This is a genomic window from Kribbella sp. NPDC023972, assembly GCF_040639075.1.
GTDB lineage: Bacteria > Actinomycetota > Actinomycetes > Propionibacteriales > Kribbellaceae > Kribbella.
The window spans coordinates 75,771-94,893 of the sequence record NZ_JBEZZH010000012.1 but is presented as its reverse complement, the minus strand read 5'-3'; the positions used below and the strand labels follow the sequence as shown (position 1 = coordinate 94,893).

The window sequence follows — 19,123 nt, the reverse complement described above, 5'->3', positions numbered from 1 at the left end:
CGGAGCTGACGCCAGGATCTAACCTTTAGGTGGACGACCATCGGTTAGGGAGGTGCCGTGGGGAAGTCGCGGGCCGTAGTGGATGGGCCTTCCAATCTGGGCTTGCGGCCGCCGGTGGCCGGCGCGGTGCCGGGGTGTTACAAGCTGGCCGGCGCGATCAGAGATCAGGGATTTCTCCAGCGGATCGGGGCGGCCGACGCCGGGTACGTGACGCCACCTCGCTACGACCGCGAAGGCTGGAAGCCGGGCGACGGTGTGTTCAACGCCGAGGCGATCGCGGCGTACACGGTGAAGCTGGCGGATCGTTTGGCGAAGTTGTTCGACGAGGACCGGTTCGTCGTGCTGCTCGGGGGTGAGTGCAGCAACCTGCTCGGCCCGGCGTTGGCATTGAAGCGGCGCGGGCGGTACGGCGTCGCCTACCTGGACGGCCACTCGGACTTCCGGACCGTCGACAACTCGCCGTACGTCGGGGCCGCCGGCGGTGAGGCCCTCGCGCTGATCACCGGCCGCGGACAGGCGGATCTCACCGACCTCGAACACCAAGGCCCCTACACCAGAGCCACCGATGCCGCGCTGCTCGGCATCCGGGAGGACGACGAGTACGTCGGGGACGTGCGCAACGCCGGGATCCCGGTCTGGCCGGCCCGCGTGATCGCCGAGGATCCGGCCAAAGCCGCAAGCGGCGTGCTCGAACACCTGAAGCACCTCGACGGCTTCTGGGTGCATCTCGACGTGGACATCCTGGACGCCGCGGTCATGCCGGCGGTCGACAGTCCCGACCCGGGCGGCATCGATCACGCCCAGCTCGCCGAGCTCCTCCAACCGTTGCTCTCGGCACCGAAATGCGCCGGCCTCGACATCGGCATCTTCGACCCCGACCTGGACCCGGACGGCCGCTACGCCGCCGAGCTCACCGACACCCTGGTGGCGGCCCTTACCTGACCTCGGTGGGAGGTTCCCAGACCAAGCCCTGACCATGGGGCTCCGCTCGGCCGAGAATCCGTCGTACGCCGCCCGGCCACACCTGCAGGTCCACCAGGAAGTCGTACGGTTCACCGGCCGTGCGTGGAAGCGGCTCGAGTCTGAGTCGGGCCAGCGGCGACGACTCGCTCGCCGCGGCTCCGAGCTCTGCCAGCCGCTCCTCGACAGCGGCCCGGTCGGACCGGGTCAAGTACTGCCACACGATCGAGTGCCACACGACTGTCACGTGTCCCACCGACAACTCCAGCCCGCGCAGGAACGAGACCGCGTCCTCCCGCCGTACGTCGGCCGGCACCTGGCGAGCGATCTCCAGGGCACCGCGCAATCGGGCCAGCCGTACAGGCATGTCCGGCCACACGTACGACGTCAGTGTCCGCGCACCCTCCTCGGTCAGCGGGTTGACCGGCGCTATGTCGCTGCCCACGCGCTCGGCGATCCGCAGCGGCACGTGCTTCAGCGGCCGGCCCGACCACGCCTCGTCGAACACCACCGGGCTCTCGGCTGCGCCGAACCACGTCCCGTCGGCCAGGTTGTACCGGAAGTGGTCCGCCCGCAGGTTGAGCCCACCACTGGCGCCGATCTCGAACAGTCGCACCGGTAGCGGCACACCCTCGACCAGTTGCAGCAGACCGCCGTACAGAGCGGTGGCCCGGCCCACCTCGTTGGTCTGCGGTGGCTGGGTCAGCAGGGACCGCAGCTCGGCCGACCGGGATTGCAGCACCTGCTCGAAGGCCTCCCACCCCAGCACCGGGTCCCACGTACCGCCGACGCTCGGGTAGAACGCTGCAAGCTCCGGCACCTCCCCCGCCAGCACCAGCCGATGCATGGAGCCCAGCAATCGCAGTGCGATCGCATCACCGAACGGACGGTCCTCGTAGCCGGCCAGTACGCCGGTAGACACGCCACCGACCTCGTAGTCCTCCACAAGCAGCCGGCACAGCTCGGCGTACATCGGGGACCCGAGTTCCTCGCAGGCAACTGCTTGACGCTGGAGAGTATCTACGACGTGCACACTGCCGACACTAGTGTTCTCAGCCCGCAGGGTACGTCGGGTACGGCTGCTGCGGCGGGTACGGCTGCTGTGGCGGGTACGGCTGCTGTGGCGGGTACGGCGGCGTAGCGGCCCGGCTGCTCCCCACGACGCCCGCGATCAGATAACCGATACCGACGCAGTAGAGGATCGTGTGCAGCAGTCCGTACAGCCCGAAAGCCAGGGGCAGGTCTTGGATACCGGTCCCGCGGAGGAACGACGATCCGCCCGTCCGCCACACCAGGCTCCAGCCCGCAGCGAGCAGAAGGTTTACCAGCAGGACGGCACAGCCGACCATGGCTTTGGCGGCAGCGGGACCGGTGGTTCGGCGCGCTCTGGCGGTCAGCACCAGCCCGGGGATGAGAACGCCCAGGGTGAGCAGCCAGTTGAGGATCGAGAGGAGAAAAGACAAGGAAGCCACGGTCGGGGACAGTACCTTTCACAAAGGGCCAACCGTCTCGCGTAGACCCGGCGCGGACTAGAACGTCAGCCGATCGAGAACCGTCTTTGCCGTCGTGCGCGCGTCTTCCTCGTCCAAAGGTGAGCCGTGGCTGTCGGTGAGGTAGAAGACGTCCACACACTCGGCTCCCAGCGTGCTCACGTGTGCCGAACGGATGTCAGCACCAGTGGATGCGATAGCCGAGGTGACGTCGTACAGCAGGCCCGGACGGTCGTGTGCTCGCACCTGCAGCACGGTGGCCGTCTCCGATGCACCAGGCAGCAGGTCCACCCGGCTGGCAACCCGTGCCTTCACCGCCGATGAGTCGCGCGAGGCCAGGCGTCGTACCAGGTCGGTGTCGTCGCGCAGTGCCACCGCCAGCCGGTCACGCAACCGCACTGGGTCGGGTGGCGAGCCGGCCACGGTCCACTGCGAGATCCCCAGCCCTTCGACAGAAGTGATGACGGCAGACCGTACGGCGAGCCGCTCAACGGCCAACACGGCCGCGACAGTCGACAGCGTGCCCACCTGATCGGGTACGGCGACATTGATGCGCAGGTCGCCGTGATGCTCGGACATGGTCACGCCGAGCCGTCCCACTCCGACGACCTGGTGCAGGGTGGGTACGGGGATCGGCGGAGCCTCGGTCCACATGCTCTGGCCTCCCCCGGACAGCTCACTGCGCACACGTCGGCACAGCTCCCCGACTAGCCGCATCCGCCACGGCGAGGAGGCCGCGGGGCCGGCAGCACGCGCGTCGGCGTACGTGAGGGCTTCCAGCAGGTCCAGCGTCTCTGTGTCGTGGACGATCCCAGCCACCAGGTCAACGGTCATCGGGTCGTCCAAGTCTCGCCGGGTGGCGACCTGCGCCAGCATGAGGTGCTGCCGGACCAGCAGGGCGATCGTGTCCGAGTCCGGCTCATTGAAGCCGAGCCGACGAGCCACAGTCCCCGCGATCACCGCGCCCGTGACGCTGTGGTCGCCTTCGACCGCCTTACCGAGGTCGTGCAGCAGTGCAGACACCAGCAGCAAGTCAGGCCGACGTACGTCGCGGACCATCTTGGCGGCCTCGACACACGTCTCCAGCAGGTGCCGATCGACGGTGAATCGGTGGATCGCCGACTGCGGCGGCCGAAATCGCACTGTGTCCCACTCGGGCAGGATCCGCGAGATGTAGCCGGACTGGTCCAGCGCCTCCCACACTTCGAGCAGACCGTTGCCCGCACCAAGCAGAGCGCACAGCAGTCGCCGCGCCTCGCCCGGCCAGGGCTCAGGCAGCGCCAGAGCACGGTTGGCCAGCCGCCCGCACACTGCAGGCGACAACACCAGCTCTCGGTCCGCGGCCACAGCTGCAGCACGCAGGCCCAGTACGGCGTCGCGCTCCGGCCGGGCGTCCGGCATCAGCACGACTTCACCCTCGTGCTGGCCGACTCCCTCATCGAGTGCCAGCAGCAACGGTCCCCCGGTCCGGTGACGACGCCGGGACCGAGGCGGACGGGTCATCAGACTCTCGACCCGTCGCCAGGACACGTCACACACATGTGCGAGCGTCCGACCGGTCGAGTACACGTGTCGCAGAAGCTCCTCGCGGCCATCCATGCCAAGGCCCGCAGCGACCTCACCGGCTACGTCGGCGACCAGCCGGTCGGTGGAACGCCCGGCAACCGTGTGCAGCTCGTCCCGGACGTCCAGCAGGTCCAGTCGCGCCCGCTCGACCACAGGGTGCGGTACGTCGACCAGCCACGACGCCACCAAGGCACGCAGTACGACGGCATCCCGCAGACCGCCGTACGCCTCCTTGAGGTCGGGCTCTGCAAGGTGTGCGAGCTCACCGACGGTCGAGGCACGGTCCTTGCACGCCTGAGCGAGTGCGGGCAGCCGAGTCTTGGCGGTACGGCGCCAGTCCGCCATCAGCACGGACCGCAGCTGCAGAGTGAGGTGTGAGTCCCCCGCGACGTGCCGTGCGTCCAGCAGGCCGAGGGCGACCCGGATGTCGTCCGCAGCCGCCTTCCGGGCCTCCTCGACGGTCCGGACACTGTGGTCCAGCCTGGTGCGGGAGTCCCACAGCGGATACCAGATCTGTGCGGCCAGCTCGTCCACCCGTGGGTACCCCTCGGCGTGCACGAGCATCACGTCGAGATCGCTGTACGGCGACAGCTCCTCCCGGCCGTAGCCGCCGACAGCGACCAGCGCGACGCCCTCGGTGGGCACACCGAGGGCGTCACAAGCCTTGGAGAGGAGCAGGTACAGCAGCGCGTCGGCCTCCTCGGCACGCACGCGCCGCTGTTCTGCTCGATCGACCATCTAGAGAGCGTCTCCGTCGAGTTCGCCGGTGCGGACCCGGACGATCGTCTCGACCGGGGTCACCCAGACCTTGCCGTCACCGATCTTGCCGGTCTGCGCGGCCTTGACGATCACGTCCACCACGTCCGCGCTGTCACCGTCCTCGACGACGACCTCGACCCGGACCTTCGGGACCAGGTCCACCTCGTACTCCGCGCCGCGGTAGACCTCGGTGTGGCCCTTCTGCCGGCCGTAGCCGGAGGCCTCGGTCACCGTCATGCCGGTGACGCCGAACGTCTCCAGGGCGGCCCGGACGTCCTCCAGCTTGTGCGGCTTGACCACCGCGGTGATCAGCTTCATGCGTTGGCACCTTCCTTCTCGGACGCCTCGGTGGTGTCAGTCTCGACCGCGGTGTGCGGCCGGGCCAGCGGGGAGTGACCGCGCAGGCCGGACGCGCCGAGGAAGTCGTACGCCGTCTCGGCGTGCTCGGCCTGGTCGACACCTGCGACCTCGTCCTCCTCCTTGAGCCGGAAGCCGATGGTCAGGTCGATGACCTTACCCAGGATGAAGGCGACCACGAAGGAGTACAGCGCGACCACCACGTTGGCCAGCGCCTGCTTGCCCAGCTGCGAGGCGCCACCGCCGTAGAACAGGCCGTCCACCGCCGACGGGGCGGCCGCCGTACCGAGGAAGCCGATCGCCAGCGAGCCGACCAGACCGCCGACCAGGTGCACGCCGACCACGTCGAGGGAGTCGTCGAAGCCGAGCTTGAACTTCAGCGAGACCGCGAAGGCGCAGATTCCACCGGCCACGACGCCGAGGATGAGCGAGCCGACCGGGGTGAGCGCGCCACAGGCCGGGGTGATCGCGACCAGACCGGCGACGGCACCGGACGCCATGCCGAGCGTGGTGGCCTTGCCGTGCCGGATCCGCTCGACGATCAGCCAGCCGATCACCGCGGCGGCGGTGGCGACCTGGGTGTTCACGAAGGTGACCGCGGCGGTGGTGCCGGCGCTCAGCGCGGAGCCCGCGTTGAAGCCGAACCAGCCGAACCACAGCAGCGCGGCGCCGAGGACGACCAGCGGCAGGCTGTGCGGCCGCATCGGGTCCTTCTTCCAGCCGACCCGCTTGCCCAGCACGATCGCCAGGGCGAGCGCGGCGGCACCGGCGTTCACGTGCACCGCCGTACCGCCGGCGAAGTCGATCGCGCCCAGCTTGTCGCCGATCCAGCCGCCGTTGCCCTCGTCCAGGAACCAGACCGAGTGGGCGACCGGGAAGTACACCAGCAGCGTCCAGCCGACCACGAACGCGATCCAGCCACGGAAGGTGGCCCGGTCGGCGATGGCACCCGAGATCAGCGCCGGGGTGATGATCGCGAACATCAACTGGAAGGCGACGAAGGCCAGCGTCGGGATCGTCCCGGTCACCGCCTCCGGCGCGATCAGGCCGGACAGGCCGACCTCGGAGAGGTTGCCGATCACGTGCCCGGTGTCACCGCCGAAGGTCAGCGAGTAACCGACGAGCACCCACAGTACTGTGACGACGGCGATGGTGATGGCGCTCATCATCATCATGTTCAGCACGCTCTTGACGCGCACCATGCCGCCGTAGAAGAAAGCCAGGCCCGGTGTCATCAAGAGCACCAGGGCGGCGCTTACCAAGACCCAGGCGGTATCGCCGGCGTTGATCTCCATCAACGTCATCCCTTCCATCGATCTGGGGGGTGACCGGCGTCCTCAATCGGGAAGAACTCCACAACGCCGGGGAGCCCGCGCACAGTCACACCGCACACGGTGTCGGCGCGCCGTTTCAGCCGATCGGTCCGTTTGTTTCAGGCATGTGACAAACCGGGCGTTCAGGTGACATCGACGTGACATCGGCGAAGTTGTGGCACTCTGGCCTGGACCACACGGGCCCGCAGCCGCGCCACTGCACCCGTCCGACCTGGGGAACGCGAATGGGGATCAACCACGGGGTGCGGCCGCGCCGCGGGAGGCCACGCGACCCGGACGCGGAGCCGAGGATCCGCCGGCACGCCGTGCGGCTGCTGCTGGAGCGAGGATTCGACGGAATGACGGTGGACGACGTCGCCGAGGCCGCGGGGGTCGGCAAAGCGACGATCTACCGGCGCTGGGCGAGTAAGGAACTGCTGGCCAGCGACGCCCTGGCGGAGCTGTTCGACATCGAGATCCCGGATGCAGACACCGGGTCGATCGAGGGCGACCTGCGTCAGGTCTACACCGATGCGCTGACGTTCGTGAACAGCACAGAGGGACTGGCCCTGATCCGCCTGGCGGTGTCGGAGGCGAACCGCGACGAGGGGTCCGCCGCGATCTACCGGCTGTTCCTGGATCGGCGGATCCAGCTGACGCAGGCCGCGTTGGACCGGGCCCGCGCCCGGGGTGAACCGGTCCGGAGCACGGTGGACCCGGTGCTGATGGTGCAGTGGCTGGCCGGTGTGTTCGTCATCCGTGCGCTGACCGGTGAGCCGATGCCTACGCCCGAGGACGCCGACAAGCTGCTGATGTTCACCATGCGCAGCATCCTGGACGAGAACTCAGGGCCGGATCCCCGGGCCTAGGGCGAGGCCGTCCACGTCCAGCTCGGCGACTCGCCGGACCTTGCCGATGCGGACGTCCCAGGCGAGCACCCAGCCGTCGACCTGGATCAGTGGCTGGTTGTCGTCGTACCAGCCCAGTACGGCGCAGCAGCCCGGCTCCCGGAGATGCTGCGGGTCCATCGCGGGCGTGGACTGGTCGGTCTCCGCCAGCACCAGCAGTTGGCTGGGCAGGGCCCGCAGGGTGGAGATAGCCGCGACCACCTGCGGCTGAGAGGCCTTGGTCGGCACCTGCTGGAGATCCTCCGAGACGAAGAGCCGCGCCGCCATGCTGTACGTCGAGAAGGTCTGGCCTACCCAGGTCCGCACCGGCAGGTTCAGCTCACTGTCCAGCGACCACTCGCCGTTGGCCAGGTGCCGGAGCACGGAGTTGGATTCGATCCGGAACGGCGCCGTGATCGACGCGGGGTTCCTGGACGGGGGAATCGCGACCACCGGCTTCTCTCCGTAGTCGCCCTCGCGTACCAGCACGCGGTAAGCCGTGCCCGGCCCGCTCACCAGTACATGCTGAGCGTCCGGCGTCCAGGCCACACTGCGGAGGTCCTGGGTCGGGAGCTGGTAGCGGGCTACCGCCGCGGTCACTGCGTCGAGCGTGACCAGTTCACCCGGCTGTGGGAAGGCGGCGGTCCGGCCGTCCGGTGACACCGCTCCCGAGCTCAGTGGCGATCCGATGCTGATCGGGGCCAGCTGCAGGTCGGCGCGTGCCCAGGTCGAGTCGGCACCGAGCAGAAGCGCGTCATACCGGCCGCCACGCTCTTCGAGCACCACGGCGGCGAGGTTCTCGATCGGGTTCTCGCTGAGCGGGCCCGGGTCGTCCGGGCGGCTCAGTCGATCGCCCAGCGGTGTGTAGATCCGGTCGAGGAATCGTTCGCTGCCGGCCGGTGGCGCGATCCAGAAGTCGATGCCGGCAATCTGCCCAGCCGGCGGGACGTAGCCCGGCGGGAACGTCGGTGTGGTCGGCGGCGGGACGAGTTCCGCGTTCCTGCCCCCGCTGACTCCGGCTCCGATCGCCGCGACCACAGCCACGATCAGGACGATCAGCAGGCCGACCAGGAGGTTGCGGCGCTTGCGACGCCGGGTGGCCAGACCGCCGGCCCAAGCGGTGTCGGCCAGGTCCGGCTCGGGCAACCGGTCCGCCGCCTGGTACAGCAGAGGCTGGACGTCCTCCCGCCTCATCGCGGTTCTCCCGCGTCACGCCAGTCACCGGCGCCGAGCACCGTACGGAAGCGGCTGAAAGCGGTCAGGCCGTGTCCGTGCACGGCTGTGTTGGACATCCCGAGTACGTCGGCCACCTCGAACTCGGTGAGCTCCTCCAGATGCAGCAGCACGAACACAGCACGCTGAGCGGGAGTCAGCTCCGCCAGTGCGAGCTTGACCGGGTGGTCCTCGTCCGGGAACGCCTTCACCCGGTTCCACCGCACCAGGGCCGGTTGGTAGAGCAACCGCTGGACGAAAGCGTCCGGGTCATCCACCTTGTCCCAGCGCATCGACAACCGGGTGAAGGCGTGCAGCAGTGCTTCCTCTGCTCGCTCCAGGTCGCCGTACACGAGGTACGCCGTGCGGAGCCATCTGCCCTGCCGCGCGTCGACATACGAGGCGAAGTCCGGGTCGACCGATTCCTGCATCCACCCTCCCGCCTCTATTCAACGCCTCAACTACTGCGGGCGGCCACAGCCAGCCGTGTCTCCTCTGCGATCAGGTCCGCGTTGACACCTCCGGCCGCCATCAAACCGGCCGCAGCGGCGGGCATGACGGTGGCTCGCGCATCGGTCACGTTGCCGGCCACGAAGACGCCTGGCACGGCCGTGGTACCCAGCGGGTCGGCCGCCACGACGGTGCCCATCACCAGGCCGTTGACCTCTTGCTCCACGGTCTCCAGACCCAGGTCGACCAGGAAGCCTGCACGGGCTCGCATGCTCGTCTGCACAGCCAGCGCCTGGCGTGGGATGACTCGGCCGCCCTCCAGCCGGACTCCGGTGAGCTTGTCGTTCTCCACTTCGAGCTGCTCGACTTTCCCTTGTACTACGGAGATTCCGCGGGCTGCGAGCTGCTCCCATTGCTCATCGGTCGGCTCCGGCGCGGTGTGCAGGAACAGCGTGACGTCATCGCTCAACTGCCGGAACAGCAAAGCCTGGTGCGTAGCCATCCCACTGGTCGCCAGAATGCCGATCGCCTGGTCACGCACCTCCCACCCGTGGCAGTACGGGCAGTGCAGCACGTCACGCCCCCACCGCTCGGCCAGTCCTTGTACGTCGGGCAGCACGTCGGTCAGCCCGGTCGTCACCAGCAGCCGCCGGCCCTGGTACGTCGTACCGTCCGCAAGCTCGACGGTGAACAGCTCGTCCCGGCGGACCGCTGTCACCGTGCCGGTCGCGAATTCACCGCCGTACCCGGCGACCTCCTGGCGGCCGATCGCGTACAGCTCGGCCGGCGGGACCCCGTCGCGGGTCAGGTAGTTGTGCACGCCCTCCGCCGGGGCGTTCCGCGGCGTACCGTCGTCGACGACCAGCACCGTCCGGCGCGACCGCACCAGCGCCAGCGCACCACTCAGCCCGGCGGCTCCCCCGCCGACCACGATCACGTCGTACTTCTTCATCCCGTACTCCTCTCTCGGTATGGCGAGGATCCGTGATGATTCTCGTTTTCGACAACTTTCTTTGCCACAATGGCAACATGGAGGCATTCGACGAGGTTCTCGAGGCGGTCGGGCCGCGGCTGCGGAGCCTGCGGGTCGAGCGGGGTACGACGCTGGCCCAGCTGTCCGAGTCCACCGGGATCTCGGTGAGCACGCTGTCCCGGCTGGAGTCCGGCCAGCGCAAGCCGACGCTCGAGCTGCTGCTGCCGCTGGCCCGTGCGCACCAGGTGCAGCTGGACGAGCTGGTGGACGCGCCACCGACGGGCGACCCGCGGATCCACGCGAAGCCGATCAAGCGCCATGGCACGGTGCACATCCCGCTGTCGAAGCGGCCCGGTGGCCTGCAGGCGTTCAAGCAGATCCTGCCGGCAGGGTGGCCGGGCGGCGACGTGAGCCAGCGGACACACGAGGGCTACGACTGGGTCTACGTACTGTCCGGACGGATCCGCCTGGTGCTCGGCGATCAGGACTTCGTGCTGGCCGAGGGCGAGGTGGCGGAGTTCGACTGCCGGGTGCCGCATTGGTTCGGCAACCCGGGTCCCGGGCCGGCCGAGGTGCTCTGCCTGTACGGCCCCCAGGGCGAACGGATGCACGTCCGCGCCCGCACCCGGTAGGTGTTACTGGGCAGGCTTTCGCGTGATCACAGCCGCCTTGGTGGTCAGGTAGTCCCGCTCCGGCTTGCTCGTCGTACGGCGGGCCGCCTCGCGAAAGTAGTGCGCGGCCGCCTCGGTGTCGCCGCGCATCTCGTACAGGTGCCCGCGTACGGCGTCCAGGCGGTAATGCCCGGCCAACTCCTTGTCCAGCGGCATCAGGAGCTTCAAGCCTTCGTCAGGGCCTTGCACCATGGCCGCTGCGATGGCTCTGTTGAGCTTCACCATCGGATTGCCGGACAGGCTCTCCAGCAGGCCGTACAGCGCGAGGATCTGCGGCCAGTCGGTGTCTTCCGGGCGATCCACCTCGTCGTGCAGCGCGGCAATCGCTGCTTGCAGCTGATACTCCCCCAGTGGCGGCGTACCGAAGGCTTGCACCGCAAGGGCGACGCCTTCGGCGATGTAGTCCTTGTTCCACAGGCTCCGATCCTGCTCTGCCAGTGGGATCAGCTCACCCGCACTACCGGTGCGTGCCGCGCGGCGGGCGTCGCTGAGCAGCATCAAGGCGAGCAGTCCGGTCACCTGACCGTTCTCAGGCAACAATGCGTGCACAGTGCGGGTCAGACGGATTGCCTCACCGGACAGGTCGCTGCGGTGCAGCTCTGGACCGCTGCTGGCCGCATAGCCCTCGTTGAACATCAGGTAGAGCACGTGCAGCACGTTGTTCAACCGCTCCTCGCTGGTGTCCAGCTCGAACGTCGCTCCCCTGAGCTTCTGCTTCGCCCGGCTGATCCGCTGCGCCATCGTTGCCTCAGGCACCAAGTAGGCGGTGGCGATCTCGGCTGTGGTGAGACCGCCGACGGCCCGCAGCGTCAACGCGATCGCGGAGGCCGGCGTGAGCGCCGGATGGCAGCACAGGAACAGCAGGCGCAACGTGTCGTCCCGCTCCTCCACGTCCTCGGGCGGTACCTCGCGCAGCGCGGCCCGCTCCTCGCGATGTCGCCGGGCCTGCTCCTGCCGGACCTCGTCGATCAGGCGACGCGACGCGGTCTGGATCAGCCACGCTTTCGGGTTGTCCGGCGTACCGTCTCTCGACCACGTCGTCGCGGCGGCCAGCAGCGCCTCTTGTACGGCGTCCTCGGCCGCGGCGAAGTCACCGGCCCAGCGGACGACCGCGCCGAGGACCTGCGGCGTCAGCTCACGCAGCAGGTCCTCGATGTGCTGACTGGTCACACGTCGTAGAGGTCGGCGTCGGAGTCCATCACCCGGCGGACCTCGATCGGCTGTTCGGTCGGCACACCACCCGGCCCGGGGACCGTGGACAGCTCCGCGGCGATCTCCAGGGCCCGCTCCTCCGACTCGACGTCGATCATCTCGTAACCGGCCAGGATCTCCTTGGACTCGGCGTACGGACCGTCGGTCACCACGGGCGCGTTCACGCTGGCCGCACGGACCACCTTGGCGTGTGCGGGCCACGTCAGCGCCTGCGCCTCCACCAGCTCGCCGCTCTGCCGCAGCCGCTCCAGGTGGTCGTTCAGGAACTGCATGTGGGCCTTCATATCCGCCTCGTCCCACTCCAGCATCGGGGTGTCGACGTTCCCGCCGTCCAAGTTGACGAGCAGTAAAAACCTGGTCATGTCATCTCCTCCTCCGGCCCATCTTGGGCCCTTGTCACCCAGAGGACGAGACCGGCATGCAGTTCTCTACATTCCTCGTCAGTGTCTTCTGATGCGCTCCGGGCTCGCAGTCTCCAGTGGTACGTCGGCCGCGGGGATGACTCCGAGTTGGGTGGTCTGGCGGCGCAGGACCGCGTCGTACAGCCAGTCGGTGGCCGTCCGGACCCGGTTCCCGGGCATGGAAAGCAGATGGTAGCCGCGCGTCACCGCCTTCGCCGGGAGACCGGACAGCGGGACATGCAGGGGGTTGGCGGCTGCCTGGGTACCACCGAGGTCCACGACGAACCCGAGGTCCCTGTGCACATATGGCTGCCGCACACCGGTCCCGAAGCCGGCCGCCACATTCTTGGCCGCGCGCTTGCCCTGGCGCTCCGCGTGCTGCGCTGTCATGGGCGTGAGCTCGCCCGGTCGCGTCAGGTCCGGCACGGCGGCCGCATCACCGCAGGCGTACACCTCAGGGTGATCCGGCACGTTGAGGTACTCATCGACGACCAGCCGGCCCTTCTCCGTCTTCAGGCCCAGCCCGTCGACCATCGGGTCCGGCCGTACGCCGACACACCAGATGAGCGACTGCGTCGGTACGAACGACTTGTCGGTGAGCTGTACGCCCTCACGCTTGGCCTCCTCGACCGACGTGCCCATCAGTACCTCGACACCACGCTCACGCAGCACCTTGTCCGCCGTACGCGACAGCCGCTCGTCCAGCTCGGGCAGAACCCGGTCAGCGATGTCCAGCAGCATCCAGCGCATCCGCTGGTGGCGTAGGCGCGGCCGGCGCTTCTTGAGCAGCTCTGTGTAGAGAACACCATGTGCGGCGACCTCTGTACCGGTGTAGCCGGCGCCGACGACCACGAACGTGCAGAGCGCGTTCCGCTCGGCCGGGTTGTCGCTGGCGTCGGCCAACTCGACCTGCTGGGTCAGGTGGTCACGCAGGAACACGGCCTCGGGGATGCCGCGGAAACCATGCGCGTACTCCGTCACGCCTGGGACGGGGAGCAGCTTGTTCACACTCCCCGCGGCGATGATCAGCCGGTCGTAGCGGAGCTCCTCGCGTCGGTCGGCCGGATCGGCGTAGCGGACCTTGCGGTGCTCCAAATCGAGGCCGTCCACCTCACCGAGCACCAGGCGTACGTCGGGCAGCGTGTCGGCGATCGACACGGTCAGCCGGCGTGGCTCGATGATCCCGGTCGCCACCTCGGGCAGCAGCGGCAGGTACAGGAAGTAGTCCGTCGGGTTGACCAGCACGATGTCGGCCCGGCCGCGCGCCAGCCGGCACAGCGTCCTGGCCGCGTGGTACCCGGCGAACCCGGCCCCGACGATGACGATCCTCGGTCGGTTCATTCCCCCTGGGTACCAGATTCGGCCCAGGCCAAACGAGATCCCGAAAGATATCTCAGTCGAGCAGCGCGTCGACGAACTGCTCGGGGTCGAACGGGGCCAGGTCGTCCGGGCCCTCGCCGAGGCCGACCAGCTTGACCGGGACGCCGAGCTCGCGCTGGACCGCGATCACGATGCCGCCCTTCGCCGTACCGTCGAGCTTGGTCAGCACCAGGCCGGTGACGTTGATGACCTCGGCGAACACGCGGGCCTGGGTGAGACCGTTCTGGCCGGTGGTGGCGTCGATGACGAGCAGCACCTCGTCCACCTCGGCGGACTTCTCGATCACCCGCTTCACCTTGCCGAGCTCGTCCATCAGGCCCGTCTTGGTGTGCAGCCGGCCGGCGGTGTCGACGATGACGACGTCCGCCTCCTCCTCGATGCCCTGCTTGACCGAGTCGAACGCGATGCTGGCCGGGTCACCGCCTTCTGGTCCGCGGACCGTCCGCACGCCGACCCGCTCGCCCCAGGTCTGCAGCTGGTCCGCGGCCGCCGCACGGAACGTGTCGGCCGCACCCAGGACGACGTGCTTTTCCTCGGCGACGAGGACGCGTGCCAGCTTGCCCACCGTGGTGGTCTTGCCGGTGCCGTTCACCCCGACGACCATGACGACGGCCGGCTGGGCCCCCTTCCGGCTGACGTTGAGCGACCGGTCCAGCGACGGGTTGACCAGCTCGATCAGCTCGGCGCGCAGGATGTCCCGGGCCTGCTCGGCACCGACGCCCTCGACGCGCATCCGGGTCCGCAGGCGCTCGACCAGCTCCTGCGTGGGGGTCACGCCGACGTCGGCGGTGATGAGGGTGGTCTCGATGTCCTCCCACGTCTCTTCGTCCAGCTTGTCCCGCGACAGCAGCGCGAGCAGCCCCTTGCCCAGCGAGCCCTGCGACCGCGCCAGCTTGGCCCGCAGCCGGACCAGCCGGCCCTGCGCCGACTCCGGCTTCTCGATCGTCGCCACCGGCTCCTCGGGGAGCTCGGTGTCCTCCAGCGTTCGCGTCGGCGTGTCGCGCGGCTCCTCCGCGTCGTCGCCGACCTTCGGCTCCGCGGTCTCCAGCGGCGCCGGCGGGGTGGTGGACGGCAGCTGAGCCTTGCGGCGCCGCGTCACGACCAGTCCGGTCGTGCCGGCGACCAGGATCACAGCGGCCACGATGATGGCGATCAGAACCGAGTCGGCGAGCAGTGGAGTCAACACGGTTCCCCATCTTGACAGACGCGGAGCGCGTCACCCGCATCCGTCACGTCAGGCACACCAGCTGTCGCGGTACGTGAACAGGAACCAGCTCGGGCCGGTGAGTCAGGAGGACCACAGTACGGTGACCCGCCGCGGCGAACAGGTCCTCGAGCAGGGCCCGGCCGGTCTCCTCGTCCAGGTGCTCCGTCGGCTCATCGAGCACGAGTACGTCTCGATCGGCCAGCAGGAGCCGGGCGAACGCGAGCCGCTGACGCTCACCTCCCGACAAGCGCGCGCCATGCTCGCCCACCATCGTGTCGAGCCCGTCCGGCAGCTTCTCGACGAACACCCCGAGCCGAGCCCGGTATAGCGCCTTCCACAGCTGCAGATCGCTTGCACCGGGCTTGGCGAGCAGCAGGTTCTCCCGGATGGTCGTGTCGAACACATGGCTCTCCTGCGTCAGCAGCCCGACCACCGACCGCACCTGATCGCCGTCGAGCCTGGCGAGGTCCACCCCATCCAGCCGAACCTCACCAGCCCGCGGCTCCAGGAACCGCAGCAGCACCGCGGCCAACGTGCTCTTACCCGAGCCACTCGGTCCAGTGATCACCACTCGACTCCCAGCCGGCACGTCCAGGCTCAAGCCATCCAGTACGTCGTGATCGCCGTACCCAACCCGTAGGAGTCTCACCTCCAGGTCGCGCCCGTCCGGCAGCGGCTGCGGCGTCGCGGGCTCGGTCACCGGCTCCGGGCTGTCCAGGAGCTCTTGCACGCGGCCGAGTGAGGCGCGCACGCGGATGGCGAGCTGCGCGGCGGCGGGGATGCCTCCGAGTACGTCGGCGAGCGCGAGCGGCGTGAGGACGAGGACGGCGAACACCGCGCCGGTTATGTTCGCCGTACTGCCGAGCACAAGCCCGGCCACGCTCGCGCCGCCGACGCACAGCATGAGCAGCGCGCTACCGAGCCCTGCGCTCCAGGCCGATCGGCGCTCCGCTGCGGCAAGCCTTGCATCGCTGGCGCTGAAGTCGGCGAGTACGTCGTCGACCGCGTTGAACGCGACTACGTCACCTGCGGTGAGCAGGGTCTCGGTCGCGGCGGCCGCCACTTCGCCTCGTGAGCCCGCGATCTTCCGCTCCGCTCGGGCTGCGGTCGTGGCTGTCAGCCACGGTACGACGGTGCACGCGACGAGGACCGCGAGTGCCACGGCTGTGCCTGCTGCAGGTAGTAGAACGGCGAGAAGGGCGACGGTTGCTGTCGCGGTTACTGCTGCGACTGCGACCGGGAGCACGACGCGCAGCCAGAGGTCGAGTACTGCGTCGACGTCGAGGACCAGTCGCGCCAGCAGGTCACCCTTGCGGCGCGAGGTCAGTCCACCCGGCGCCAGCTTCTCAAGCCGTCCAGTGATACGCGCCCGGGTCTCCCCCAACACCCGGTACGCCGCGTCGTGCCCCACCAACCGCTCGACGTACCGGAAGACACCCCGGCCGACACCGAACGCCCGGACGGCAACAATCGCCACCATCAGGATCAGCACCGGAGGCTGAGCAGCCGCGGTGGTGATCAACCAGGCCGAGGTCGCCAACAGCGCGACCGCCGACCCGGCTGCAGCTACGCCTGCTACCAGCGCCAGCAGCAGCCGCCACCACACGCGCCCGTCCGGTTTCACCAGCCGCCAGAGCCCTGCCCCTCCGACCTGCGCGCTCATGCGTTCACCAGCTCTCTCGCGCCTACTGTGACTGTTCGGTCTGCGGCGGCGATCAACGCCGGCCGATGGGCGATCATCAGGACTGTCCGGCCGCTGGCCCGCAGTCCCGCGACAACGGCTGCCTCGGCGTCGGCGTCCAGCCCGGCGGTCGGCTCGTCCAGCAACAGCACCGGCGCGTCCGTGATCAACGCCCGCGCCAGCGCCACCCGGCGTTGCTGACCGCCGGACAGGAGTTGGCCTTGCTCGCCCACTGGCTTGTCGAGGTCGAGTTCGCTTGCCCCGGCGCCGATCAGCGCCAGTCGTACTTCGTCGTCGGTCGCCTCCGGTCGGCCGAGCCGCACGTTGTCCGCGATCGTGCCCGCACGCAAGCCCGGCCGCTGCGGCACCCAGGCGAACTGGCGTCGCCACGCGGTCGACTCGAACTCATCGGCCGCACTGCCTCCAGCGATCACCACGCCGCGTTCTGGCTCGACGAAGCCGAGCAGCACGGCCAGCACAGTCGACTTGCCGGCACCACTCGGCCCGGTCAGTGCGACCACCTCACCGGGCCGGATGTCCAGGTCGAAGCCGTCAAGCGCCGGCTCGTCGCGGCCCGGGTAGCGCACTGTCACGTCGTACAGATGGAGTGAACTCTCCCGCAGGTCGGGTACGTCGGTGCGGTCGCCTCGCTCGGGCAGTGGCGTCTCCAGGACACGGAACACCTCTTCGCTGGCGGCAACGCCGTCGGCGCTGGCGTGGAAGTGCAGGCCGACCTGCCGCAGCGGCAGGTAGGCCTCCGGGGCGAGGATCAGGACCATCAAGGCGGTCTCGAGTCCGAGCTTGCCTTCGACCAGCCGCAGCCCGATGCCGACAGCGACCAGCGCCACCGAGATGCTGGCCAGCAGTTCCAGTGCCAGCGACGACAGGAACGCCAGCCGCAGACTGCTCATCGACGCCACCCGGTGCTTGTCCGTCACCCGACGTACGGCGGCCTCCTGGGCCTTGGCCCGGCCGAACAGCTTGAGCGTGGGCAGGCCGCCGACGACATCCGCGAAGTGATGCGCGAGGACGGCCAGCGCACGTTGACGACGCCTGCTGTGTGCCTGGGTCGCCCAGCCGATCAACGCCATGAAGATCGGGATCAGCGGCAGCGTGATCACCACGGTCCCCGCAGCGATCAGGTCACCGGTCGCCATCCAGCCGACCACTCCAGCCGGCACGGTCGCCGCCAGCACCAACTGCGGGAGATAGCGAGCAAAGTACGGGTCCAGGTCGTCGAGGCCCTTGGTCAGCAGCGTCGTCAGCGCACTGCTGCGCTCGCCGCTCAGCCAGACCGGTCCCAGCTTCAGCGAGTGCTCCAGCACCTGCCGCCGCAACGTCGACTTCACCGCAGCCGCCGCCCGCTGCGCCACCACCTCCTGCGCCCACACCAGCAGCGCCCGGCCCACCACGACGGCGCCCAGGCCCCAGGCGATCGCCGCAACTGCGTCACCATGCAGGACGACGCCGGCAATGCCCCTGGCCAGCAAGACGGCCTGCACGATGATCAACAGTCCACTGGCGACGCCGATGACCACCGACGCGGCCAGGAAGGTCCGGGCAGGCCGGGCCCTCTTCAGCAGCCGCGGATCGAGCGGTTTCATCCGACCGCGACCGGCTCGACCGTGACGCGCTTGCGGAACACCCAGTAGGTCCAGCCCTGGTACAGCAGCACCAGCGGCGTGAAGATCGCGGCAATGATGGTCAAGATCTTCAACGTGTACGGCGTTGATGCGGCATCAACTGTTGTCAATGTTGATCCGGGATCAAGTGTTGACGGCATCACGGCCGGGAACATCGCCGCGAACAGCGACGTCACGGCCAGCCCGACCGCGAGCGTCGTACCGACGAAGGCCCAGCCCTCACGGCGGACCCGGTTCGCGAGCAGGCCACCGGCGAAGGCGACCACCGCACCGACCGAGACGATCACCGACGCGGTGTCGCCGCGGATCGCCTGCGCCCACCACAGGAAGCCGATCACCACGACGGCGGCGGCAACGCCCGCCCGGGACGCCAGGCGGTTGGCGCGCAGGCGCAGGTCGTCGGTCGTGCGCAGCGCCAGGAAGATCGCGCCGTGGGCGACGAACACCGCGGTGAAGGCGACCGCGCCCAGCAGCGCGAACGGGCTGAACAGGTCGCCGAGGGTGCCGACGTACTCGTACGAGGCGTCCAGCGGGACGCCGCGGACCAGGTTCGCGAAGGTCAGCCCCCACAGGAACGCGGGCACCACCGACCCGACCGTGATCAAGCTGTCCATCCGCCCGCGCCAGGCCAGGTCGTCCCGCTTGCCGCGGTACTCCAACGCCACCCCGCGCAGGATCAGCGACACCAAGATCGCGAACAGCGGCAGGTAGAACCCGCTGAACAGCGTCGCGTACCACTCCGGGAACGCCGCGAACGTCGCCCCGCCGGCCACGATCAGCCACACCTCGTTGCCGTCCCAGACCGGCCCGATCGTGGTGACCACCGCGCGCCGCTCGGGCTCGTCCCGGCCGAGCACCCGCAACAGCATGCCGACCCCGAAATCGAACCCCTCGAGCACGAAGTACCCGATCCACAACCCCGCGATGGCGAGGAACCACACCGTCGTGAGCTCCATCAACA

The 19,123-nt window shown here is 69.0% G+C and carries 18 protein-coding genes; 3 read left to right on the top strand and 15 right to left on the bottom strand.

What is annotated here, in order from left to right; all coding sequences use genetic code 11:
- Window positions 1–57 precede the first annotated feature (57 nt).
- Window positions 58–942 carry an arginase family protein gene (locus AB0F43_RS33795; protein WP_360486344.1) on the top strand — a complete coding sequence of 295 codons (885 nt, stop codon included), beginning with the start codon at window positions 58–60 and terminating at the stop codon, window positions 940–942.
- On the opposite strand, the gene AB0F43_RS33790 is transcribed toward AB0F43_RS33795, so the two are convergent.
- Genes AB0F43_RS33790 through AB0F43_RS33770 form a run of 5 tightly spaced genes read right to left on the bottom strand, consistent with a single transcriptional unit; the run spans window position 935 to window position 6,427 of the window.
- Window positions 935–1,993 carry a DUF2332 domain-containing protein gene (locus tag AB0F43_RS33790; protein ID WP_360486341.1) on the bottom strand — a complete coding sequence of 353 codons (1,059 nt, stop codon included), beginning with the start codon at window positions 1,991–1,993 and terminating at the stop codon, window positions 935–937. The two genes, AB0F43_RS33795 and AB0F43_RS33790, sit on opposite strands and share 8 nt — an antisense overlap.
- 19 nt (window positions 1,994–2,012) lie before the next feature.
- The gene (locus AB0F43_RS33785) at window positions 2,013–2,432 is read right to left on the bottom strand and encodes a hypothetical protein (protein ID WP_360486338.1); all 420 of its coding nucleotides are present in this window, start codon (window positions 2,430–2,432) and stop codon (window positions 2,013–2,015) included.
- A gap of 57 nt (window positions 2,433–2,489) precedes the next feature.
- Window positions 2,490–4,754 (bottom strand): [protein-PII] uridylyltransferase, encoded by a 2,265-nt coding sequence (locus AB0F43_RS33780; protein ID WP_360486335.1) that lies wholly within the window; start codon window positions 4,752–4,754, stop codon window positions 2,490–2,492.
- The gene (locus AB0F43_RS33775; RefSeq protein WP_360486332.1) at window positions 4,755–5,093 is read right to left on the bottom strand and encodes a P-II family nitrogen regulator; all 339 of its coding nucleotides are present in this window, start codon (window positions 5,091–5,093) and stop codon (window positions 4,755–4,757) included.
- Window positions 5,090–6,427 (bottom strand): ammonium transporter, encoded by a 1,338-nt coding sequence (locus AB0F43_RS33770; protein ID WP_360486329.1) that lies wholly within the window; start codon window positions 6,425–6,427, stop codon window positions 5,090–5,092. The genes AB0F43_RS33775 and AB0F43_RS33770 overlap by 4 nt, the downstream gene beginning before the upstream one ends.
- Before the next feature lie 263 nt (window positions 6,428–6,690).
- Here AB0F43_RS33770 and AB0F43_RS33765 point away from each other — a divergent pair, with 263 nt between their 5' ends.
- Complete coding sequence (locus tag AB0F43_RS33765) at window positions 6,691–7,314, top strand: TetR/AcrR family transcriptional regulator (RefSeq protein ID WP_360486326.1); 624 nt, start codon at window positions 6,691–6,693, stop codon at window positions 7,312–7,314.
- Here the strand turns inward: AB0F43_RS33765 and AB0F43_RS33760 are convergent.
- From AB0F43_RS33760 to AB0F43_RS33750, 3 genes are read right to left on the bottom strand one after another with little or no spacing between them, the layout of a single operon-like run.
- A complete protein-coding gene (locus tag AB0F43_RS33760) occupies window positions 7,291–8,526 on the bottom strand; it encodes a hypothetical protein (RefSeq protein WP_360486323.1) in 1,236 nt (411 codons plus the stop codon). The genes AB0F43_RS33765 and AB0F43_RS33760 overlap by 24 nt on opposite strands.
- Window positions 8,523–8,975: a sigma factor-like helix-turn-helix DNA-binding protein gene (locus AB0F43_RS33755; RefSeq protein WP_360486320.1), complete on the bottom strand. Its 453-nt coding sequence runs from the start codon at window positions 8,973–8,975 to the stop codon at window positions 8,523–8,525. Before AB0F43_RS33755 ends, AB0F43_RS33760 begins: the two co-directional genes overlap by 4 nt.
- A 26-nt stretch (window positions 8,976–9,001) precedes the next feature.
- A complete protein-coding gene (locus AB0F43_RS33750) occupies window positions 9,002–9,946 on the bottom strand; it encodes an NAD(P)/FAD-dependent oxidoreductase (RefSeq protein WP_360486317.1) in 945 nt (314 codons plus the stop codon).
- Between the two features lie 77 nt (window positions 9,947–10,023).
- On the opposite strand from AB0F43_RS33750, the gene AB0F43_RS33745 reads away from it, so the two are divergent.
- Window positions 10,024–10,599: an XRE family transcriptional regulator gene (locus AB0F43_RS33745; protein ID WP_360486314.1), complete on the top strand. Its 576-nt coding sequence runs from the start codon at window positions 10,024–10,026 to the stop codon at window positions 10,597–10,599.
- A gap of 3 nt (window positions 10,600–10,602) precedes the next feature.
- Here the strand turns inward: AB0F43_RS33745 and AB0F43_RS33740 are convergent, their stop codons facing one another.
- The 7 genes from AB0F43_RS33740 to cydB all read right to left on the bottom strand — a co-directional run bounded on the left by AB0F43_RS33740 (window position 10,603) and on the right by cydB (window position 19,118).
- Window positions 10,603–11,808, bottom strand: a complete 1,206-nt coding sequence (locus AB0F43_RS33740) for a sigma-70 family RNA polymerase sigma factor (RefSeq protein WP_360486311.1) — start codon at window positions 11,806–11,808, stop codon at window positions 10,603–10,605.
- The gene (locus tag AB0F43_RS33735) at window positions 11,805–12,212 is read right to left on the bottom strand and encodes a YciI family protein (protein ID WP_360486308.1); all 408 of its coding nucleotides are present in this window, start codon (window positions 12,210–12,212) and stop codon (window positions 11,805–11,807) included. The genes AB0F43_RS33740 and AB0F43_RS33735 overlap by 4 nt, the downstream gene beginning before the upstream one ends.
- A 78-nt stretch (window positions 12,213–12,290) precedes the next feature.
- Window positions 12,291–13,592, bottom strand: a complete 1,302-nt coding sequence (locus tag AB0F43_RS33730) for an NAD(P)/FAD-dependent oxidoreductase (protein WP_360486305.1) — start codon at window positions 13,590–13,592, stop codon at window positions 12,291–12,293.
- A gap of 52 nt (window positions 13,593–13,644) precedes the next feature.
- Window positions 13,645–14,817, bottom strand: a complete 1,173-nt coding sequence (gene ftsY / locus AB0F43_RS33725; protein WP_360486302.1) for a signal recognition particle-docking protein FtsY — start codon at window positions 14,815–14,817, stop codon at window positions 13,645–13,647.
- Window positions 14,818–14,860: 43 nt separating this feature from the next.
- Entirely contained in the window at window positions 14,861–16,501 is a 1,641-nt protein-coding gene (gene cydC / locus AB0F43_RS33720) for a thiol reductant ABC exporter subunit CydC (protein WP_360486299.1), read from the bottom strand.
- Entirely contained in the window at window positions 16,498–18,123 is a 1,626-nt protein-coding gene (gene cydD, locus AB0F43_RS33715; protein WP_360486296.1) for a thiol reductant ABC exporter subunit CydD, read from the bottom strand. Before cydD ends, cydC begins: the two co-directional genes overlap by 4 nt.
- Window positions 18,120–19,118, bottom strand: a complete 999-nt coding sequence (gene cydB / locus AB0F43_RS33710) for a cytochrome d ubiquinol oxidase subunit II (protein ID WP_360486293.1) — start codon at window positions 19,116–19,118, stop codon at window positions 18,120–18,122. The genes cydD and cydB overlap by 4 nt, the downstream gene beginning before the upstream one ends.
- Window positions 19,119–19,123 lie beyond the last annotated feature (5 nt).